Genomic DNA, 15536 nt, shown 5'->3' on the forward strand with positions numbered 1-15536 from the left:
GCGTGAATCGGCTTGCAGGCGCCGAGACTAGCCGCAATGCCCCCTGCCGCTCCACCGCTTGTGTTACGCCCCCCGCAGAACCACATCGGGCAGCACAGGAGACCCGGTCCCCTGGCGAAACTTGTCCCCGGCGACGGAAACCGTGGTAAAAGACCGTTCAATGTTCGGGTTTCCCGCGATGGAAGGGGTATGCCATGGCTTTCCCGACGCATGAATCACCGTTTTGCCGCTTTCGGACCGCGTTCGCCGGGCTTCTGGCCGCCCTGACGCTCGCCACGGCTGCCTACGCGGCCGAGGATCGGGTCGCGCTCGGCTACGAGATGAATGTCGGCGGCTTCCGGGTCGGCGATCTCAGTGTCGAGGCGAAGCTGACGGCAGACAGGTACCACGCCGGTGTGCAGATGAACTCGCGCGGCCTGATCGGTGCGCTCTACGACGCGCAGGTCGATGCGACCGCGAACGGTCTGCGCGGCTCTGACGGAACGCTGCAGCCGACGCGGTTCGAACGGACACTGAACGACGGGGGCGCGCCCGAAATCCTGCGCATCGGCTTTGCCGGCGACCTTCCTGTCGCTGTGGAGCGGGAACCGGACGAGGGCGAGGACGTCTTCCGCATGGGACCGGAGGACCGGCGCGCCTCCCTCGACCCGGCGAGCGCGCTGGTCGCGCTGATGCTGCCGGCCGGCGCCAATCCCTGCGACCGGCGCATCCCGGTGTTCGACGGCAAGCGGCGCTACGACTTCGTGCTCGCCCCGCTCGACCCCGACGCCCCCGCGGCTGGCGCCACACCCTCGGATACCGAGGGCCTCGTCGCCTGCCGCGCGCAATACGAACGGATGGCCGGCTTCTCCGCCAAGCAGATGGCCAAGGATCCCCTGCCGCCGATCGACGCCTGGTTCCGGCCCGTCGCGGGCGGGCGCTACTACGTGCCCGTGATGGTGACGGGGCGGACGCCCGTCGGCGTCGCCGTGCTCAAGAACACGCGGCTCGAGGTCGGCCCCGCCACGCGCGCGGCCAGCGCCGACTGAACCTGCCACCGGCGATGCGCTCTCGGGCGGCTCAGGCCGCCTGGGGGCGTTTCGCGCGGATCAGCGACAGAACCTCGGCGGCCGCCTTCGGGATATTGGTGCCCGGCCCGAAGATCGCGGCCACACCCTCAGCCTTCAGCGCATCGTAGTCCTTCGACGGGATCACGCCCCCGCACACCACCAGGATGTCTTCGGCACCCTTGTCCTTCAGCGCCTCGATGAGTTGCGGCACCAGCGTCTTGTGGCCCGCCGCCTGGCTGGACACGCCGATCACGTGCACGTCGTTGTCGATGGCGTCCTGTGCGGCCTCCTCCGGCGTCTGGAAGAGCGGGCCCACGTCGATGTCGAAGCCGATGTCGGCGAAGGCCGTCGCGATCACCTTCGCGCCGCGGTCGTGGCCGTCCTGACCCATCTTCACGACGAGCATCCGCGGGCGGCGGCCCTCCTCCCGGGCGAACGCCTCGACGTCCTTGACGATGGTTTCGTAGCCCGCGTCGCCCTCGTAGGCCGCGCCATAGACCCCGGTGATCGAGCGGATCTCGGCCTTGTGGCGGCCATAGACCTTTTCCATCGCCAGCGAGATCTCGCCCACGGTCGCGCGCGCCCGCGCGGCATCCACGGCGGCGGCGAGCAGGTTGCCCTCGCCCGTCTCCGCGGCTCTGGTCAGCGCGTCGAGCGCGGCCTGGCAGGCCGCCTCGTCGCGGCTCCCGCGTACGCTCTCCAGCCGCCGGATCTGCGCATCGCGCACCTTGGCATTGTCGATGTCGAGGATCTCGAACGGCGCGTCGGCCTCGGCGGTGTACTTGTTGACGCCGACGATCACCTCCTCGCCGCGGTCGATGCGGGCCTGCCGGCGTGCGGCGGCCTCCTCGATGCGCAGCTTGGGCATCCCGCTCTCGACCGCCTTGGTCATGCCGCCCAGCCCTTCGACCTCCTCGATCAGCTTCCAGGCTTCCGCGGCGAGGCTCTCGGTCAGGCTCTCGACATAGTAGGACCCGCCCAGCGGATCGACCACGTTCGTCACGCCCGTCTCGTGCGCGAGAATGAGCTGCGTGTTGCGCGCGATGCGGGCCGAAAACTCGGTCGGCAGCGCGATGGCCTCGTCGAAGGAGTTGGTGTGCAGCGACTGTGTGCCGCCCAGCACCGCGGCCATCGCCTCGAACGCCGTGCGCACGATGTTGTTGTAGGGATCCTGTTCGGTCAGGCTGACGCCGCTCGTCTGGCAGTGGGTACGCAGCATCATGGAGCCCGGCTTCTTCGCGCCGAAGTCCTTCATGATCTTCGCCCACAGCATCCGCGCCGCGCGCAGCTTGGCGACCTCCATGAAGAAGTTCATGCCGATCGCGAAGAAGAACGACAGCCGCCCCGCGAAGGCGTCGACGTCCAGCCCCTTGGCGGTCGCCGCGCGCACATACTCCATGCCGTCGGCCAGCGTGAACGCCAGCTCCTGCACCGCCGTCGCGCCCGCCTCCTGCATGTGGTAGCCGGAGATCGAGATGGAGTTGAAGCGCGGCATCTTCTCCGCCGTGTAGGCGATGATGTCGGCCACGATCCGCATCGAGGGCGCGGGCGGGTAGATGTAGGTGTTGCGGACCATGAACTCCTTGAGGATGTCGTTCTGGATGGTGCCGGAGAGCTGCTCCGCGGCGACACCCTGTTCCTCGCCCGCGACGATGAACATGGCGAGCGTCGGGATCACCGCGCCATTCATGGTCATCGAGACCGACATCTCGTCGAGCGGGATGCCGTCGAACAGGATCTTCATGTCCTCGACGCTGTCGATGGCGACGCCCGCCTTGCCGACGTCGCCCACCACGCGCGGATGGTCGCTGTCATAGCCCCGGTGGGTGGCGAGGTCGAAGGCGACCGACAGCCCCTTTTGCCCGGCCGCCAGCGCCTTGCGGTAGAAGGCGTTCGACTCCTCCGCCGTGGAGAAGCCCGCATATTGGCGGATCGTCCAGGGCCGGTTCGCATACATCGTCGCGCGCACGCCGCGGGTGAAGGGGAAGACGCCCGGAAGCGTGTCCTCGTGCCCCATCGCCTCCAGGTCGGCTGCGGTGTAGAGCGGCTTCACCGCGATGCCCTCGGGCGTGGTCCAGGTCAGGCTCTCCGGGCTCTTGCCCTTCAGTTCCTTCTCCGCCAGCTTCGCCCAGTCCTCCGGCAGTCCGCTCTTGTCCTTGCTCATCCCTTGGCCCTTTTGCGCAGCGTACGCACCCGCGCGCCTCATCTGCGGCGCCGGGCGCATCTGTTCGGTTTCGGGGGCGCAGTATCGGAAACGCCGCCTCGGGGGTCAAATGCCGGTTTCCCGCGGCCGCCGCAAGCCAGACACATGTCTAGGGCACGCTTGCTTTCGTCCCCGGTAAGGAACAAGTCTCTGCCTGTCATGTCCCGTATCCAGCCGTCGACCTCCCCCCTTCCCGGCCGCGTGACGGCTGTTCTCGGCCCGACCAACACGGGCAAGACCCATTTTGCGCTCGAACGCATGATGGCGCACCGTTCGGGCATGATCGGCCTGCCGCTGCGGCTTCTGGCGCGGGAGGTCTACGACAAGGTCGTCCGCGTGAAGGGGCCCGCCGCCGTTGCGCTCGTCACGGGCGAGGAGAAGATCGTCCCCGCCCACCCCAGCTACTGGGTCTGCACGGTGGAGAGCATGCCCCTCGGCCTCCCGGTCGAATTCCTCGCCGTCGACGAGGTGCAGCTTGCCACCGACGCCGAGCGCGGCCACGTCTTCACCGACCGCATCCTGCGCGCCCGCGGCAGCGCCGAGACCATGCTGATGGGGTCTGAGACGATGCGCCCCGTCCTGCGCGCCCTGCTGCCCGAGGCGCAGTTCGTCTCCCGGCCCCGCTTTTCCGAACTGGCCTATGCGGGGGGCAAGAAACTCTCGCGTCTGCCGCGACGGTCCGCCATCGTCGCCTTCTCCGCCAACGAGGTCTATGCGATCGCCGAACTGATACGCCGCCAGCGCGGCGGCGCGGCGGTCGTGATGGGCGCCCTCAGCCCCCGCACGCGCAACGCGCAGGTGGCGCTCTACGAAAGCGGCGAGGTCGATTTTCTCGTCGCCACCGACGCCATCGGCATGGGCCTCAACATGGACGTGAGCCACGTCGCCTTCGCCGCAACGGAGAAGTTCGACGGCCGCACCACCCGCCCGCTCGCCGCGCCCGAGATGGCGCAGATCGCCGGACGCGCCGGACGCCACATGTCCGACGGCACCTTCGGCGTCACCGGCAGCGCGGGCGAGCCCGATCCGGAGATCGTCGCGCAGATCGAGGATCACCGTTTCGATCCCGTCCGCGTCCTGCAATGGCGCAACAGCCACCTTGCGCCCGCGTCGCTCGACGCGCTTGTCGCCAGCCTGGAGGTGCCGTCCGGTCACCCGATGCTCGCCCGCGGGCGGGAAGCCGGCGACCTCCTGGTGCTCAAGCAGCTTGCCCGCGATCCCGAGGTGCGCCGCCTCGCGGGCGGGCCCGCCGCCGTGCTGAAGCTCTGGGACGTGGCGCAGGTGCCCGATTTCCGCAAGACGCTGTCGGGCGACCACGTCGGCCTTCTGAAGCGCGTCCACGCCCACCTCATGTCCGACCGCGGCACGCTGCCGGAGGACTGGGTGGCGGGCCATGTCGCCCGCCTCGACCGCACCGAGGGCGACATCGATACGCTGGCCGCGCGCATCGCACACACCCGCGTCTGGACCTATATTTCCAACCGTCCGAACTGGCTCGACGACCCGCGCCATTGGCAGGGACGCACGCGCGAGATTGAAGACAGGCTGTCGGATGCGCTACACGAACGGCTCACGCACCGGTTTATCGACCGGCGCACAAGTGTCCTCATGAGGCGTCTGCGGCAGAGAGAAGAGCTCATGGCATCGGTCAGCGATCAGGGCGAGGTTCACGTCGAGGGGGAATATGTGGGCCGTCTCGACGGGTTCGTTTTCACGGCCGACCCCAAGGCTGGGGGCGCGGAAGGCAAGGCGCTGCGCGCCGCCGCGGCAAGTGCGCTGGGGCCTGCGCTCGCGGCGCGCGTCGATGCGCTATGCGCGGCGGAAGACAAGGCGCTCGACTTTACCGAGCAGGCGGGCGTCACCTGGGACGGGCGGCTGATCGCCCGGCTGAAGGCGACCGGCGACATGCTGTCGCCCGCGGTCGAGCCCTTCGTGGACGAGCACATGCCGGCCGACGCGCGCGAGAAGCTCGTCCGCCACCTCGACGACTGGATGCGCCGTCAGGCGCGCGGGCTTCTCGGCCCCCTCTTCGATCTGCGGGAGGCGTCCGACCTCGACGGCCTCACCCGCGGCCTCGCGTTCCAGCTCGTGGAATCGCTGGGCCTCCTCGACCGCGCCGAGGTCGGCGAGACCGTCAAGCAGTTGAGCCAGGAGGACCGCGGCAAGCTGCGCGCCCGCGGCGTGCGCTTCGCGGAATACTCGATCTATGTGCCGGCACTGCTGAAGCCCGCGCCGACGCGGCTGAAGCTCTATCTCTGGGCGCTCGACAAGGGCCTGGGCGAGGTGCCGCCCGCCCCCCCGCCAGGCCTCGTCACCGTGCCGGTCGATCCGGAGATGCCGGAGGGCTACTACGGTGTTGCGGGCTTCCGCGTTTGCGGGCCGCTCGCCGCGCGCATCGACATGACGGAGCGCCTGGCCGACGCCCTGCGCCCGCTCACCAAGCGCGGGCCGGAGAACCCGGAAGGCAGTTTCGAGGCCAATGCCGACCTCATGTCGCTCGTCGGACGCAGCGGGGAGGAGTTTGCCGCCATCCTCCGCAGCCTCGGCTACCAGGCGCAGACCGTCGCCGACGACATGGGCCAGAGCAAGACGCTTTGGCGCCGCAAGGGACCAGGCCGTCCGCGCGGCCGCAGGCCGGAAGGCCAGGCAGCGGCAGAAGGCCAAGGCCAGGGTCAAGGTCAAGGTCAGCGCCAGGGTCAGGGCGAGGGCCACGCGCCGCGCCCGCCGCGCGGCGGCAAGGGACCGCAGAAAGGCAGGCCACGCGGCAAGCCGCACGGTCACAAGCCGCACGGTCACAAGCCGGGCGGGCAGACCGGTTCCGCGCAGCAGGCCGGCGCCGGCCGTCCGCGCCGGGAGGAGAAACCAATCGATCCCGATTCCCCCTTCGCCGCGCTCGCCGATCTCAAGGCCGCGCTGACGCGGCGGTCCTGACCGGAAGCCCTGCCGCTTGCCCCTGCCAGGCGACCCCACGGAAAGCCACCGCGCCGATGCGCAGAGAATCGATCGCTGGCTCTGGTGCGCCCGCTTCTACAAATCGCGCACGCTGGCGGGCAAGGCGGTCGCCTCGGGCCCGTTCAGGCTCAACGGTACGCCCGTCTCCAAGCCGTCGGCGATGGTCAAGCCAGGCGATACCCTGACCTTCACCCACGGGGAGCGCGTGCGCGTCGTGCGCGTGCTGGCGCCCGGACTGCGCCGCAGCCCGGCGCCGGAGGCCCGGACGCTGTACGAGGACCTCTCGCCCCCGCCGCCACAGCGCGATGGAAGCCCCGCTGCCGCCCCGGACGGTGAGCGGGAGAAGGGCACAGGCCGCCCCACCAAGCGGGAGCGGCGTGCGACCGACCGGCTCAAGGGGCTCGACTGACGCCGCATCGGCCCCATATGGCGCTCATGCATCAAGGGAGTGCACAGCCGTGATCGAGAAACTCAAGACCTTCCTGCGGGGACCGGCGGAGACCGCGAGCGAGGTCGCGCAGGACCCCGACACTGCCCTCACGGCGCTGCTGCTCGAGGCGGCGGAGGCCGACGGGGAGGAGGCGCCGGAGGAACTGGATGCGATCCGCACCCTGCTCGCCCGCCGCGGTCACGACCACACCAAGGTCGAGGCGATGATCGCCGAGGCGCGCGGCCAGCGCGCCGCCGCGGGCGGCCTCTTCCGGTTCACGCACGCGGTCAAGACCGCCTGGTCGCCCGAGGAACGGATCGGCCTCGTTGAAATGCTGTGGGAGGTGGTGTACGCAGACGGCCGCGTGGACGACATCGAGGCAGGGCTGATGCGCCGCCTCGGCGGGCTCTTGCACGTGACCGACCGGGACCGCGGCGCCGCTGCGGTCCGGGTTCGCGAGCGGCTCGGCATCGATGGCGGCGGCGCGTGAGCCTGATGTTGTGCAAGCCCCTGATTTCGCGGTCTTTTGTCGAGGAATGACGGCCAGATGACCTATATCGTCACCGACAATTGCATCAAGTGCAAGTACATGGACTGTGTCGAGGTCTGCCCCGTGGACTGCTTCTACGAGGGTGAGAACATGCTCGTCATCCACCCGGACGAGTGCATCGACTGCGGCGTGTGCGAGCCGGAATGTCCCGCCGACGCCATCCGGCCGGACACCGAATCGGGCCTCGAGCAATGGCTGGAGATTAACCGGAAGTATTCCGAAATCTGGCCAAACATCACCGAGAAGGGCGACCAGCCGGCCGACGCAAAGGACTATGACGGGGTTCCCGGCAAGTTCGAGAAGTACTTCAGCGCCGAGCCTGGCGAGGGTTCCTGACGCGCCCCGCATGGACGGCCGCGTGCCGTGCATCAGGCGCATGACGCATTGCGGCATTGCAACATGCGCCTTTGAATTCGCCCCCGATCGTGCTATATAGTTTCCTTGCGCGGTCTATCGGCCCGCGCACAGAGGTGGGTCTCTGTCGAAAACGGCAACTTCACTTGGGCGGGTTCTCTGTCCAGAGGTTTTTGTGCGCGTTTCGCGCGGAAAACCTTGCGGGACAGCCAGTCGGCCCGTGCTGCGCGGCATGAAAGCGCGCGGCAATGACAACGCGATGACAGACGCGTTCTGAAGCGAGGCGAAAAAGTATGGTCAAGTCGACGAAGACGTCGGGCGCTGAGTTCTCCGTCAACGACCATGTGGTCTATCCGACCCATGGCGTGGGCAGGATCACGTCGATCGAGAAACAGGACATCGCGGGCATGTCGCTCGAGCTGATCGTGATCTATTTCGAGCAGGAGAAGATGACGCTGCGCGTGCCGACCTCGAAGATCGCGTCGACCGGCATGCGCAAGCTGTCCTCGCCCTCCATCGTCGAGGATGCGCTGCAGACGCTGAAGGGCCGCGCGCGCGTCAAGCGCACGATGTGGAGCCGCCGCGCGCAGGAGTACGAGACCAAGATCAACTCCGGCGACCTGATCTCGATCGCCGAGGTGGTGCGCGACCTCTACCGGGGCGCGGGCCAGCCGGAGCAGTCCTACAGCGAGCGGCAGCTTTACGAGGCGGCGCTCGACCGGCTCACTCGCGAAGTGGCCGCGGTTCAGAACATTGCCGCGGACGATGCGGCAAAGCGGGTGGAATCGGCGCTTCTCAAGACAGCCGCCTGATCCGGGCAGGTCGCACCCCCGCCGTCTGCGGGGGCGACCGCCGGGACCTGCTGCACATCCTGCCGACGCATGCATGCACGCGCCTCGCAAACCCTGTCCGGTTCGCGGGGCGCGTTTGCGTTTTCGCACCCGACTGTCCCCGATCCCGAACATCTCTTTTTCGTGAGAATGAACTTTTGAAGCGATCCAGAAGTTTGATTCCAGCGTAGACTCGAACGGCGACGCATCGCATCGCCCAAGGATCAAGGGCCCCGGACCAACCAGGCAGGCCCCCGGAATAGGGAAAGGCGAGGCTAGACATGGGTTCGATCGACACACCCGACACGCAGCGCGCCAATCGCCGCTATGTCAAGGAAGCGATGAGCGCGCCGCTGCTCGATCCGGCGCACGAGCTCGAGCTGGCGCGGCGCTGGCGCGAGGACAACGACGAGGCCGCGCTGCACGAACTGACGACCGCCTATCTTCGCCTCGTCATATCCATGGCAGGTCGCTTCCGCAATTACGGGCTGCCCATGGGCGACCTCGTGCAGGAGGGCAATGTCGGCCTGATGCAGGCCGCAGCCCGCTTCGAACCGGACCGCGAGGTGCGTTTCTCCACCTATGCCAGCTGGTGGATCCGCGCAGCGATCCAGGACTATGTGCTGCGCAACTGGTCCATCGTTCGCACGGGGACGACGGCGGCCCAGAAGTCGCTGTTCTTCAACCTGCGCCGCCTGCGGGCGCTGACCGGCGATTCCGGCGCCCAGCATATGACGCCGGAGTCGCGGCAGGAAGTGTCGCGGAAGCTCGGCGTGCGGGAGCAGGACGTGATCTACATGGAATCGCGCCTCGCGGCTTCTGACCGGTCGCTCAATGCGCCCGTGGGCGAGGACGGCGAAAGCCTGGAATGGCAGGACCTGCTCGCCGACACCCGCGAGACGCCGGACGAGATCGTACTCTCCATGCGCGATTCCGAGATCCACGCAGGCTGGATCGCCAAGGCGATGCAGCGGCTGAACCCGCGCGAAGCCATCATCATCAAGGAGCGAAAGCTGCGCGACGACAGTGTGACGCTCGAGGCACTCGGCCGCCAGCTCGGCATCTCCAAGGAGCGCGTCCGCCAGATCGAGCACCAGGCGCTGAAGAAGCTGCGCGCCGCGGTTGTCGATCAGGCCGGCGGCGACCCCCGGCTGCTCGACGCCTACGGCGCGTAAGCGCGGCTACCGCCCTTCCACGACGATCTTGACCCGGTCCCCCGCACGCACAGGGTCGCGGGGGCCCAGTCCGTTGAGGACGCGGAACCGTTCCTCCCGCGCCTCGTCGAACGCCATGCGCCGCGCAAGGGTCTCGACCGTGTCGCTCCGGCGAACGGTGACGACCTGCAGGCGCAGGGGCTTGAGGGCGGCCGCTTCGCGCGCGCCGAGCCTGCGGAACGAGTAGGTTGTCTTGCGGAAGCCTTCCAGAACGGCGGCGGAGGGATTGGGCGGCGCGATCATGATGAAGCGGTAGACCCTGTCCGCCGCCTCGCGGACAGCCACGAACCGGGCGTAGACCTGGCCCCGGTTCGAATTCGCGACCGTCCAGCCCGTCGCTGCCTCCAGGCCGTTCACGCGGATCCGCTCCACCTCACGCAGCGGCAGGTCCTTCTGCCAGATGCGCGTCAGATAGTCCGTCGTGGCGACGGGGCGATCGACCGGCGCGCTGTCCAGGCTGATCGCAGTCCCCTGGGGCCCTTGCGCCGTCACGGCCCGAGAGGAATTTGTCAGCCGGAACCCCTCCGGCACCTCGAACGCGAACCGCAGCACCGGATGCAGGAACTGCCGTCCGCGGATATAGCCTTCCTTGGGATTGTCCCCGTACATCATGCCGTCGATGGCAGCGAGGAAGTCCCCCCGCCGGTCGGGGCGGCCGTCGAACGGCACGCCGGAGGCACGCGCCTCGCCGATCGCAGCCCGCACGCGGTCCGGCGTAGCCGGGTGGGTCGCGAAGAAATCGACCCGGTTGGGATCGTAGTCGGTCTTGCCGGCAAGCGCCGCGTACAGCTCCGACTGGGCCTGAAGGTTGGCGAGGAAATCGGCCTGGGCATAAGGGTCGTAGCCGGTCCGCGCCAGCGCGCGCACGCCCAGCCGGTCGGCCTCGAACTCCTGGTCGCGGGAGAAGCTCGCCAGATAGCCCTGGCCTGCAAGCCCCGCGATCTGCGCCACCGCCTGGCTGCCCGTCGCGACGCCGAGGAGCCCGGCGAGCACATTGGCGACCGTGCCCTGCGTCACCCGGCTCGCGGTGTGGCGCGCAGTGACATGGCCCACCTCGTGCGCCAGCACGCCGGCAAGCTCGGCCTCCGAATTGGCGAGCGCCAGCAGCCCGCGCGTGACATAGACATAACCGCCCGGCAGCGCCATCGCGTTGACCACCGGGCTATCCAGCACCGTGAAGCGGTAGGCGATGTCGGGCCGGTCGGAGTTTGCCGCCACGCGGCCGCCGACGGTCGCCACATAGGCGCCGATGTCGCCCTCCTCGTAGACGCCGCCATACCGCTCCAGCATCTTCGGATGCTCACGGGCGCCCAGTTCCTTTTCCTGCTCGGGCGAGATGAGCGAAAAGCCCTCTCCCTGCGCGCTGTCACCCGCACAGCCCGCCGTCAGCAGCATCAGGCCCGCAAGACCGGCTCGCGCCGCCTCGCGGATTGCATTCGCGCACTTACCCATCACCCGTCTCCTGCGCCTGACGTTTCCTTCAAGGCCGTGCACCGCCCCCCTCGCGCACCGGCCCGACCCCAGTCTGATACACACCCGGACTTTTACCAAACGCTCCGGAGAGTATGATTCGGTCGGTCCCGGGTGATTCGATAAGAAATTCAGACTTTTGAACCCGTGACAGGGAGAGGGGGGCATACGCATGGCATTCCTGACGCGGGCGGTGGCGGGCGCCGCAATCGCAAGTGCTCTGGTCCTGCCGGGCACGGCGCGATCCCAGGACGCGCTTCTCGACATCGAGATCGGCGCATTCGATCCGGTGGAGCGTGACGACGAGGCCGTGTCCTTCCGCCTCGCCTGGCTCTCCGGAAAGCCGCTGTTGTGGAAGATCGCGCCGATGGCGGGGGTAATGGCGACGACCGACGGCGCGGTCTACGGCTATGGCGGTCTCCATGCAGACCTGTTCCTGACCGACAACCTGTTCCTGATGCCGAGCGTTGCGGCGGGTCTCTATGCCGATGGCGACGGCAAGGACCTGGGCCACGCCGTCCAGTTCCGCTCGGGCGCGATGGTCGGCTGGCGCTTCGACGGCGGCATGCGGGTCGGCGTGTCGTACCACCACATCTCGAACGCGGGACTAGGCGACCGCAATCCGGGGGTCGAGGTGCTGGGCTTCAGCCTGATGCTGCCGCTGTATTGACCGGCGACGTGACGGCACGGCTCAGGCGAGCCCCGTGATCCCGTCGTAGAGCAGCTTGAGGCCGGTGACGAAGACCAGCGCATAGGCGATCCGGTAGAACGGCCCTTCCGGCACCGCGCGGTGCAGCCGCACACCGGCCCAGATGCCTAGAAAGGCAAGCGGGGCGAGGACCGCGCTCGTCGTCAGGTTGGGCGCATTGAGCTGTCCCAGCCACCAATAGGGCAGCAGCTTCACATAGTTCACCGCCGTGAAGAACACGACCGTCGTCGCCTGGTAGACGGTCTTGTCGAGCCGCTGCGGCAGCAGGAACACATTGATCGGCGGCCCGCCCGCGTGGGCGGCGAAGCTCGTGAACCCGGCGACGCCGCCCCAGAAGCCTCCGGCAAGCCGCGTTGCAGCCCTCGGAGCCGCCTTGCGGCCCTTGAGCCAGTGGTTGAGCGTGAAACCCACCGCGATCGTCCCGATGATGAGGCGCAGGCTCGCCTCGTCCACATAGCGGAAGGTCAGCGCGCCGAGCGCGATCCCGGCCATGCTCGCGGGCAGCAGCAGGGCGAGGTTCCGGCGGTCCCACTTGCCCCAATAGGCCCCCAGATTGAGCAGGTCCATCAGGCAGAGAATGGGCAGCATGATCGCCGCCGCCACCGGCACCGGCACGGCAAGCGCCATCAGGGGCACAGCGACGATCCCGAGCCCGCCGCCGAAGCCGCCCTTCGATATCCCGGCCAGCAGCACCGCGGGCACAGCCACCGCAAAGAAGAACACGCTTTCGATCATCCCCGTCCGCTCTCACGCGAACCGCCCCGGCTCCCGCGTGGGGAACCGGGGCGGCCCGTCGGGCCCCGTTTGTCCCGGGTCATATCACCCGGCGAGCTTCTTCGCGAGGCTTGCCACGTGACGTCCCTGGAAGCGGGCGAGCGCCTTCTCCTTCTCCGACACGGGCCGCGAGCCATCGCTTGCCGCCAGCGCGCCGGCACCCAGCGGCGAGCCGCCCTTGGGCTCGGAGATGTCGGCCAGTTCCGGCGCGGAATAGGGCAGGCCCGCGATGAGCATCCCCTGGTGCGCAAGCGTCGGCCAGAAGGTCAGGATCGTGCTCTCGTTGCCGCCGCCCGTGCCGGTCGAGGTGAAGACCGAGCCGATCTTGCCGATCAGCGCGCCCTTGACCCACAGGCCGCCCGTCTGGTCGAGGAAGTTGCGCATCTGCGCCGCCATGTTGCCGAAGCGCGTGGGCGTGCCGAACAGGATCGCGTCATAGTCCGCAAGCTCCTGCGGGTTCGCCACCGGCGCGTCCTGGTCGAGCTTGTAGCCCGACTTCTGCGCTACCTCCTCGGGCACCAGTTCGGGCACCCGCTTGATCGTCACCTCGACGCCCTCGACCTCGCGCGCGCCTTCCGCGACAGCCTTGGCCATCGTCTCTATGTGGCCCCAGCTCGAATAGTAAAGCACCAGTACCTTGGTCATCTGCTTCCGTTCCTTTCCCAAACCTGTGTTTCCGATCAGCCCTGTTGCCCCCTCAGGCGAGGTCGAACAGCAGAACCTCCGCGTCCGTTTCGGCGGCGACGGCGATATCAGCGACGCCGGTGAGCCCGGCCCCGTCGCCCGCATCGAGGCGGGCCCCGTTCGCTGTCACACTGCCGCGCGCGACCTGGAGCCAGGCCCGGCGGCCGTCGCCGAGGGTCAGCGCTGCCGTTTCCCCGGCGGCGAGGCGCGCGGCGTAAAGCGCCGCGTCCTGGTGGATCGTCAGCGACCCGTCGCGTCCGTCCGGCGAGGCGACGAGGCGGAAGGCGCCTTTCAACGCATCGCCGAAGGCCTTCTGCTCGTACCCCGGCGTAACGCCGCGCGTGCCCGGCTGGATCCATATCTGCAGGAAATGCACGGGCGCGCTGTCGGAGGCGTTGTATTCCGCGTGCCGGATGCCGGTGCCTGCGCTCATCCGTTGCACGTCGCCCGGACGGATCACCGAGCCGGTGCCAAGCGAGTCGCGATGCTCCAGCGCGCCGTCGAGCACATAGGACACGATCTCCATGTCCGCGTGACCGTGCGGCGGGAACCCCGCACCCGGCGCGACCCGGTCCTCGTTGATGACCCGGAGCGCGCCGAACCCCATGTGATTGGGGTCGAGATAGTGCCCGAAGGAGAAGGTGTGCCGGGATTGTAGCCAGTCGATGTCGAACCGGCCGCGCTCGGCGCTGCGTCTGACGCTAATCATGGAGTCTCGCTCCCGGTTGCTGCACCGCTCAGGCCGGAAGGCCGAACTTGCGGTCGAGCGAATAGCGGTTGCCGCCGCGCAGCACGTAGCCCAGCGCCACGAGGCCCCAGAGCAGCGGGTACTCGTAACCGCCGTTGGTCCAGAAGAAGCCGTTGCCCAGGTGGACGTGGAATGCCGCCACCGCCATCAGGACGACGATCCCAAGCGCCGCGATCCGGGTCAGAAGCCCCGCGGCCAGCGCGATACCCCCGAAGAACTCCGTCACGCCGACCAGCAGCGCCAGGAGGAAGGCGGGCTCCAGGCCGAGTTGCGTGGAAAAGAACTGCGCCGTGCCATCGAGTCCGTAGCCGCCGAATGCGCCGAACAGCTTCTGCGCACCGTGCGGTACGAGGATCAGCCCGGCGCTGGCCCGGATGACCAGGTCGCCAAGGTCGTGAAGTGCGGGCGCGGGCGTCGTGTCGTGCGTGCTCATGCGGTTCTCCCCCTTCGGGTTTTCCGGTGCGGCGGACCCGGTGTCCGCCCTGCGTCGCCGAGAAATGTGTGCCATCTCCTCTAATGACAATGCATCGCAGATGAATATGATTGTTCTCAAAGGGAGAACGATCATGGACCGGTTCGCAGCATTGCGCGTCTTCACCGCCGTCGTGGAGGAAGGCAGTTTCACGGGTGCCGCCGCCCGGCTGAGGCTCGCAAAGTCGGCAGTGTCGAAGCATGTCCAGGCGCTCGAGGCGGAACTGGGCGCACCTCTGCTCATCCGGTCGACCCGGCAGGTTGCGGTGACGGAGGTCGGCGAGACCTATTACGAGCGCACGCGCCGCATCCTCGACGAGATCGACGAGGCCGACGAGGCCGTCCGCGACCTGCACGGCAGCCCGCGCGGCACGTTGAAACTGTCCGCGCCCATGTCGTTCGGCCTGGACCACCTGTCGCCGGCGCTGGCGGAGTTCATGGGCCGCTTCCCGGACGTCCGGGTCGACCTGGCGCTCGACGACCGCTATGTCGACCTGATCGAGGGGGGATTCGACGCCGCGGTCCGGATCGGACGGCTGCCCGACTCCTCGCTGCGTGCCCGCCGGATCGCGCCGGCCCGATCCGTCCTTGCCGCCTCCCCTGTCTATCTGGAGCGGTTCGGCACGCCGCAAACCCCGGACGACCTGGCCGGTCACCGCCTCCTGCACTACGGCCTTCTGCGTGCAGGCGATGTCTGGACGCTCCAGGGGCCGCGCGGGGCGGAGGCGCGGATCCGCGTGCGGCCGGCCTGCCTCGCCAACAATGGCAACATCCTGCGGGACGCCGCGATTGCGGGGCAGGGCATCGTCTTGCAGCCAACCTTCATCTGCTGGCAGGCCCTGCGGGAGGGCAGCCTCGTACGGGTCCTGCCCGACTGGTGCGGCCCGGAGGCATCGATCCACGCGGTCTATCCGCCGGGACGCGCGCTCTCGCCCAAGGTCCGGGCCTTCGTCGACTTCCTGGCAGACCGATGTGGTCCCGACCCCTATTGGGACCGGACCGACGACCATTGAGCGCACTGCAGCCCGGCCATGCGGGTTTCAAGGAACACAGGCGACACGACGCCCTATTGACCTTCCTGCTACTGGAAGGCCCATC

General features: G+C 68.4%; 15 protein-coding genes. 9 read left to right on the forward strand and 6 right to left on the reverse strand.

The window, feature by feature from the left end; all coding sequences use genetic code 11:
• Nucleotides 1-194 precede the first annotated feature (194 nt).
• Nucleotides 195-1028, forward strand: coding sequence for a DUF3108 domain-containing protein (locus NJQ99_RS07105; RefSeq protein WP_269332136.1), 834 nt, complete (start codon nt 195-197; stop codon nt 1026-1028).
• 31 nt (nt 1029-1059) lie between these two features.
• On the opposite strand, the gene scpA is transcribed toward NJQ99_RS07105, so the two are convergent.
• On the reverse strand, nt 1060-3213 hold the full coding sequence (scpA, locus tag NJQ99_RS07110; protein WP_269332137.1) for a methylmalonyl-CoA mutase: 2154 nt from the start codon (nt 3211-3213) through the stop codon (nt 1060-1062).
• 198 nt (nt 3214-3411) lie between these two features.
• On the opposite strand from scpA, the gene NJQ99_RS07115 reads away from it, so the two are divergent.
• The 6 genes from NJQ99_RS07115 (at nt 3412) to NJQ99_RS07140 (ending at nt 9543) form a co-directional block, all read left to right on the forward strand.
• The gene (locus NJQ99_RS07115) at nt 3412-6183 is read left to right on the forward strand and encodes a helicase-related protein (RefSeq protein ID WP_269332138.1); all 2772 of its coding nucleotides are present in this window, start codon (nt 3412-3414) and stop codon (nt 6181-6183) included.
• A gap of 22 nt (nt 6184-6205) precedes the next feature.
• A complete protein-coding gene (locus tag NJQ99_RS07120) occupies nt 6206-6613 on the forward strand; it encodes an RNA-binding S4 domain-containing protein (RefSeq protein WP_407933364.1) in 408 nt (135 codons plus the stop codon).
• A 49-nt stretch (nt 6614-6662) separates the two neighbouring features.
• Nucleotides 6663-7124: a tellurite resistance TerB family protein gene (locus tag NJQ99_RS07125; RefSeq protein ID WP_269332140.1), complete on the forward strand. Its 462-nt coding sequence runs from the start codon at nt 6663-6665 to the stop codon at nt 7122-7124.
• Between the two features lie 57 nt (nt 7125-7181).
• Nucleotides 7182-7520 (forward strand): ferredoxin FdxA, encoded by a 339-nt coding sequence (gene fdxA, locus NJQ99_RS07130; RefSeq protein WP_269332141.1) that lies wholly within the window; start codon nt 7182-7184, stop codon nt 7518-7520.
• Nucleotides 7521-7831: 311 nt separating this feature from the next.
• Nucleotides 7832-8350, forward strand: coding sequence for a CarD family transcriptional regulator (locus NJQ99_RS07135; RefSeq protein ID WP_269332142.1), 519 nt, complete (start codon nt 7832-7834; stop codon nt 8348-8350).
• A 299-nt stretch (nt 8351-8649) separates the two neighbouring features.
• Entirely contained in the window at nt 8650-9543 is an 894-nt protein-coding gene (locus NJQ99_RS07140) for an RNA polymerase factor sigma-32 (protein WP_269332143.1), read from the forward strand.
• 6 nt (nt 9544-9549) lie between these two features.
• Here NJQ99_RS07140 and NJQ99_RS07145 read toward each other — a convergent pair whose 3' ends face one another.
• Nucleotides 9550-11034 (reverse strand): M48 family metalloprotease, encoded by a 1485-nt coding sequence (locus NJQ99_RS07145; protein ID WP_269332144.1) that lies wholly within the window; start codon nt 11032-11034, stop codon nt 9550-9552.
• 190 nt (nt 11035-11224) lie between these two features.
• On the opposite strand from NJQ99_RS07145, the gene NJQ99_RS07150 reads away from it, so the two are divergent.
• Nucleotides 11225-11722 (forward strand): acyloxyacyl hydrolase, encoded by a 498-nt coding sequence (locus NJQ99_RS07150; RefSeq protein ID WP_269332145.1) that lies wholly within the window; start codon nt 11225-11227, stop codon nt 11720-11722.
• A 21-nt stretch (nt 11723-11743) separates the two neighbouring features.
• Here NJQ99_RS07150 and NJQ99_RS07155 read toward each other — a convergent pair whose 3' ends face one another.
• The 4 genes from NJQ99_RS07155 to NJQ99_RS07170 all read right to left on the reverse strand — a co-directional run bounded on the left by NJQ99_RS07155 (nt 11744) and on the right by NJQ99_RS07170 (nt 14400).
• The gene (locus NJQ99_RS07155; RefSeq protein ID WP_269332146.1) at nt 11744-12496 is read right to left on the reverse strand and encodes a sulfite exporter TauE/SafE family protein; all 753 of its coding nucleotides are present in this window, start codon (nt 12494-12496) and stop codon (nt 11744-11746) included.
• Nucleotides 12497-12580: 84 nt separating this feature from the next.
• Nucleotides 12581-13180, reverse strand: coding sequence for an NAD(P)H:quinone oxidoreductase (gene wrbA, locus NJQ99_RS07160; RefSeq protein ID WP_269332147.1), 600 nt, complete (start codon nt 13178-13180; stop codon nt 12581-12583).
• A gap of 52 nt (nt 13181-13232) precedes the next feature.
• Nucleotides 13233-13928, reverse strand: a complete 696-nt coding sequence (locus tag NJQ99_RS07165) for a pirin family protein (protein WP_269332148.1) — start codon at nt 13926-13928, stop codon at nt 13233-13235.
• Nucleotides 13929-13956: 28 nt separating this feature from the next.
• Nucleotides 13957-14400: a DoxX family protein gene (locus NJQ99_RS07170; RefSeq protein ID WP_269332149.1), complete on the reverse strand. Its 444-nt coding sequence runs from the start codon at nt 14398-14400 to the stop codon at nt 13957-13959.
• A gap of 133 nt (nt 14401-14533) precedes the next feature.
• Between NJQ99_RS07170 and NJQ99_RS07175 the strand changes: the two genes are divergently transcribed.
• Nucleotides 14534-15451 (forward strand): LysR family transcriptional regulator, encoded by a 918-nt coding sequence (locus NJQ99_RS07175; protein WP_269332150.1) that lies wholly within the window; start codon nt 14534-14536, stop codon nt 15449-15451.
• Nucleotides 15452-15536 lie beyond the last annotated feature (85 nt).

Origin of the sequence: Futiania mangrovi (assembly GCF_024158125.1) — a bacterium.
Lineage (GTDB): Bacteria > Pseudomonadota > Alphaproteobacteria > Futianiales > Futianiaceae > Futiania > Futiania mangrovi.

What these genes read in the sequence shown, in the direction of transcription:
- NJQ99_RS07170 (WP_269332149.1), bottom strand. Translation starts at nt 14,400, where the DNA reads ATGAGCACGCACGACACGACGCCCGCGCCCGCACTTCACGACCTTGGC.
- NJQ99_RS07145 (WP_269332144.1), bottom strand. Translation starts at nt 11,034, where the DNA reads ATGGGTAAGTGCGCGAATGCAATCCGCGAGGCGGCGCGAGCCGGTCTT.
- fdxA (WP_269332141.1), top strand. Translation starts at nt 7,182, where the DNA reads ATGACCTATATCGTCACCGACAATTGCATCAAGTGCAAGTACATGGAC.
- NJQ99_RS07150 (WP_269332145.1), top strand. Translation starts at nt 11,225, where the DNA reads ATGGCATTCCTGACGCGGGCGGTGGCGGGCGCCGCAATCGCAAGTGCT.
- NJQ99_RS07140 (WP_269332143.1), top strand. Translation starts at nt 8,650, where the DNA reads ATGGGTTCGATCGACACACCCGACACGCAGCGCGCCAATCGCCGCTAT.
- NJQ99_RS07105 (WP_269332136.1), top strand. Translation starts at nt 195, where the DNA reads ATGGCTTTCCCGACGCATGAATCACCGTTTTGCCGCTTTCGGACCGCG.
- NJQ99_RS07165 (WP_269332148.1), bottom strand. Translation starts at nt 13,928, where the DNA reads ATGATTAGCGTCAGACGCAGCGCCGAGCGCGGCCGGTTCGACATCGAC.
- NJQ99_RS07135 (WP_269332142.1), top strand. Translation starts at nt 7,832, where the DNA reads ATGGTCAAGTCGACGAAGACGTCGGGCGCTGAGTTCTCCGTCAACGAC.
- wrbA (WP_269332147.1), bottom strand. Translation starts at nt 13,180, where the DNA reads ATGACCAAGGTACTGGTGCTTTACTATTCGAGCTGGGGCCACATAGAG.
- NJQ99_RS07155 (WP_269332146.1), bottom strand. Translation starts at nt 12,496, where the DNA reads ATGATCGAAAGCGTGTTCTTCTTTGCGGTGGCTGTGCCCGCGGTGCTG.
- NJQ99_RS07175 (WP_269332150.1), top strand. Translation starts at nt 14,534, where the DNA reads ATGGACCGGTTCGCAGCATTGCGCGTCTTCACCGCCGTCGTGGAGGAA.
- scpA (WP_269332137.1), bottom strand. Translation starts at nt 3,213, where the DNA reads ATGAGCAAGGACAAGAGCGGACTGCCGGAGGACTGGGCGAAGCTGGCG.
- NJQ99_RS07115 (WP_269332138.1), top strand. Translation starts at nt 3,412, where the DNA reads ATGTCCCGTATCCAGCCGTCGACCTCCCCCCTTCCCGGCCGCGTGACG.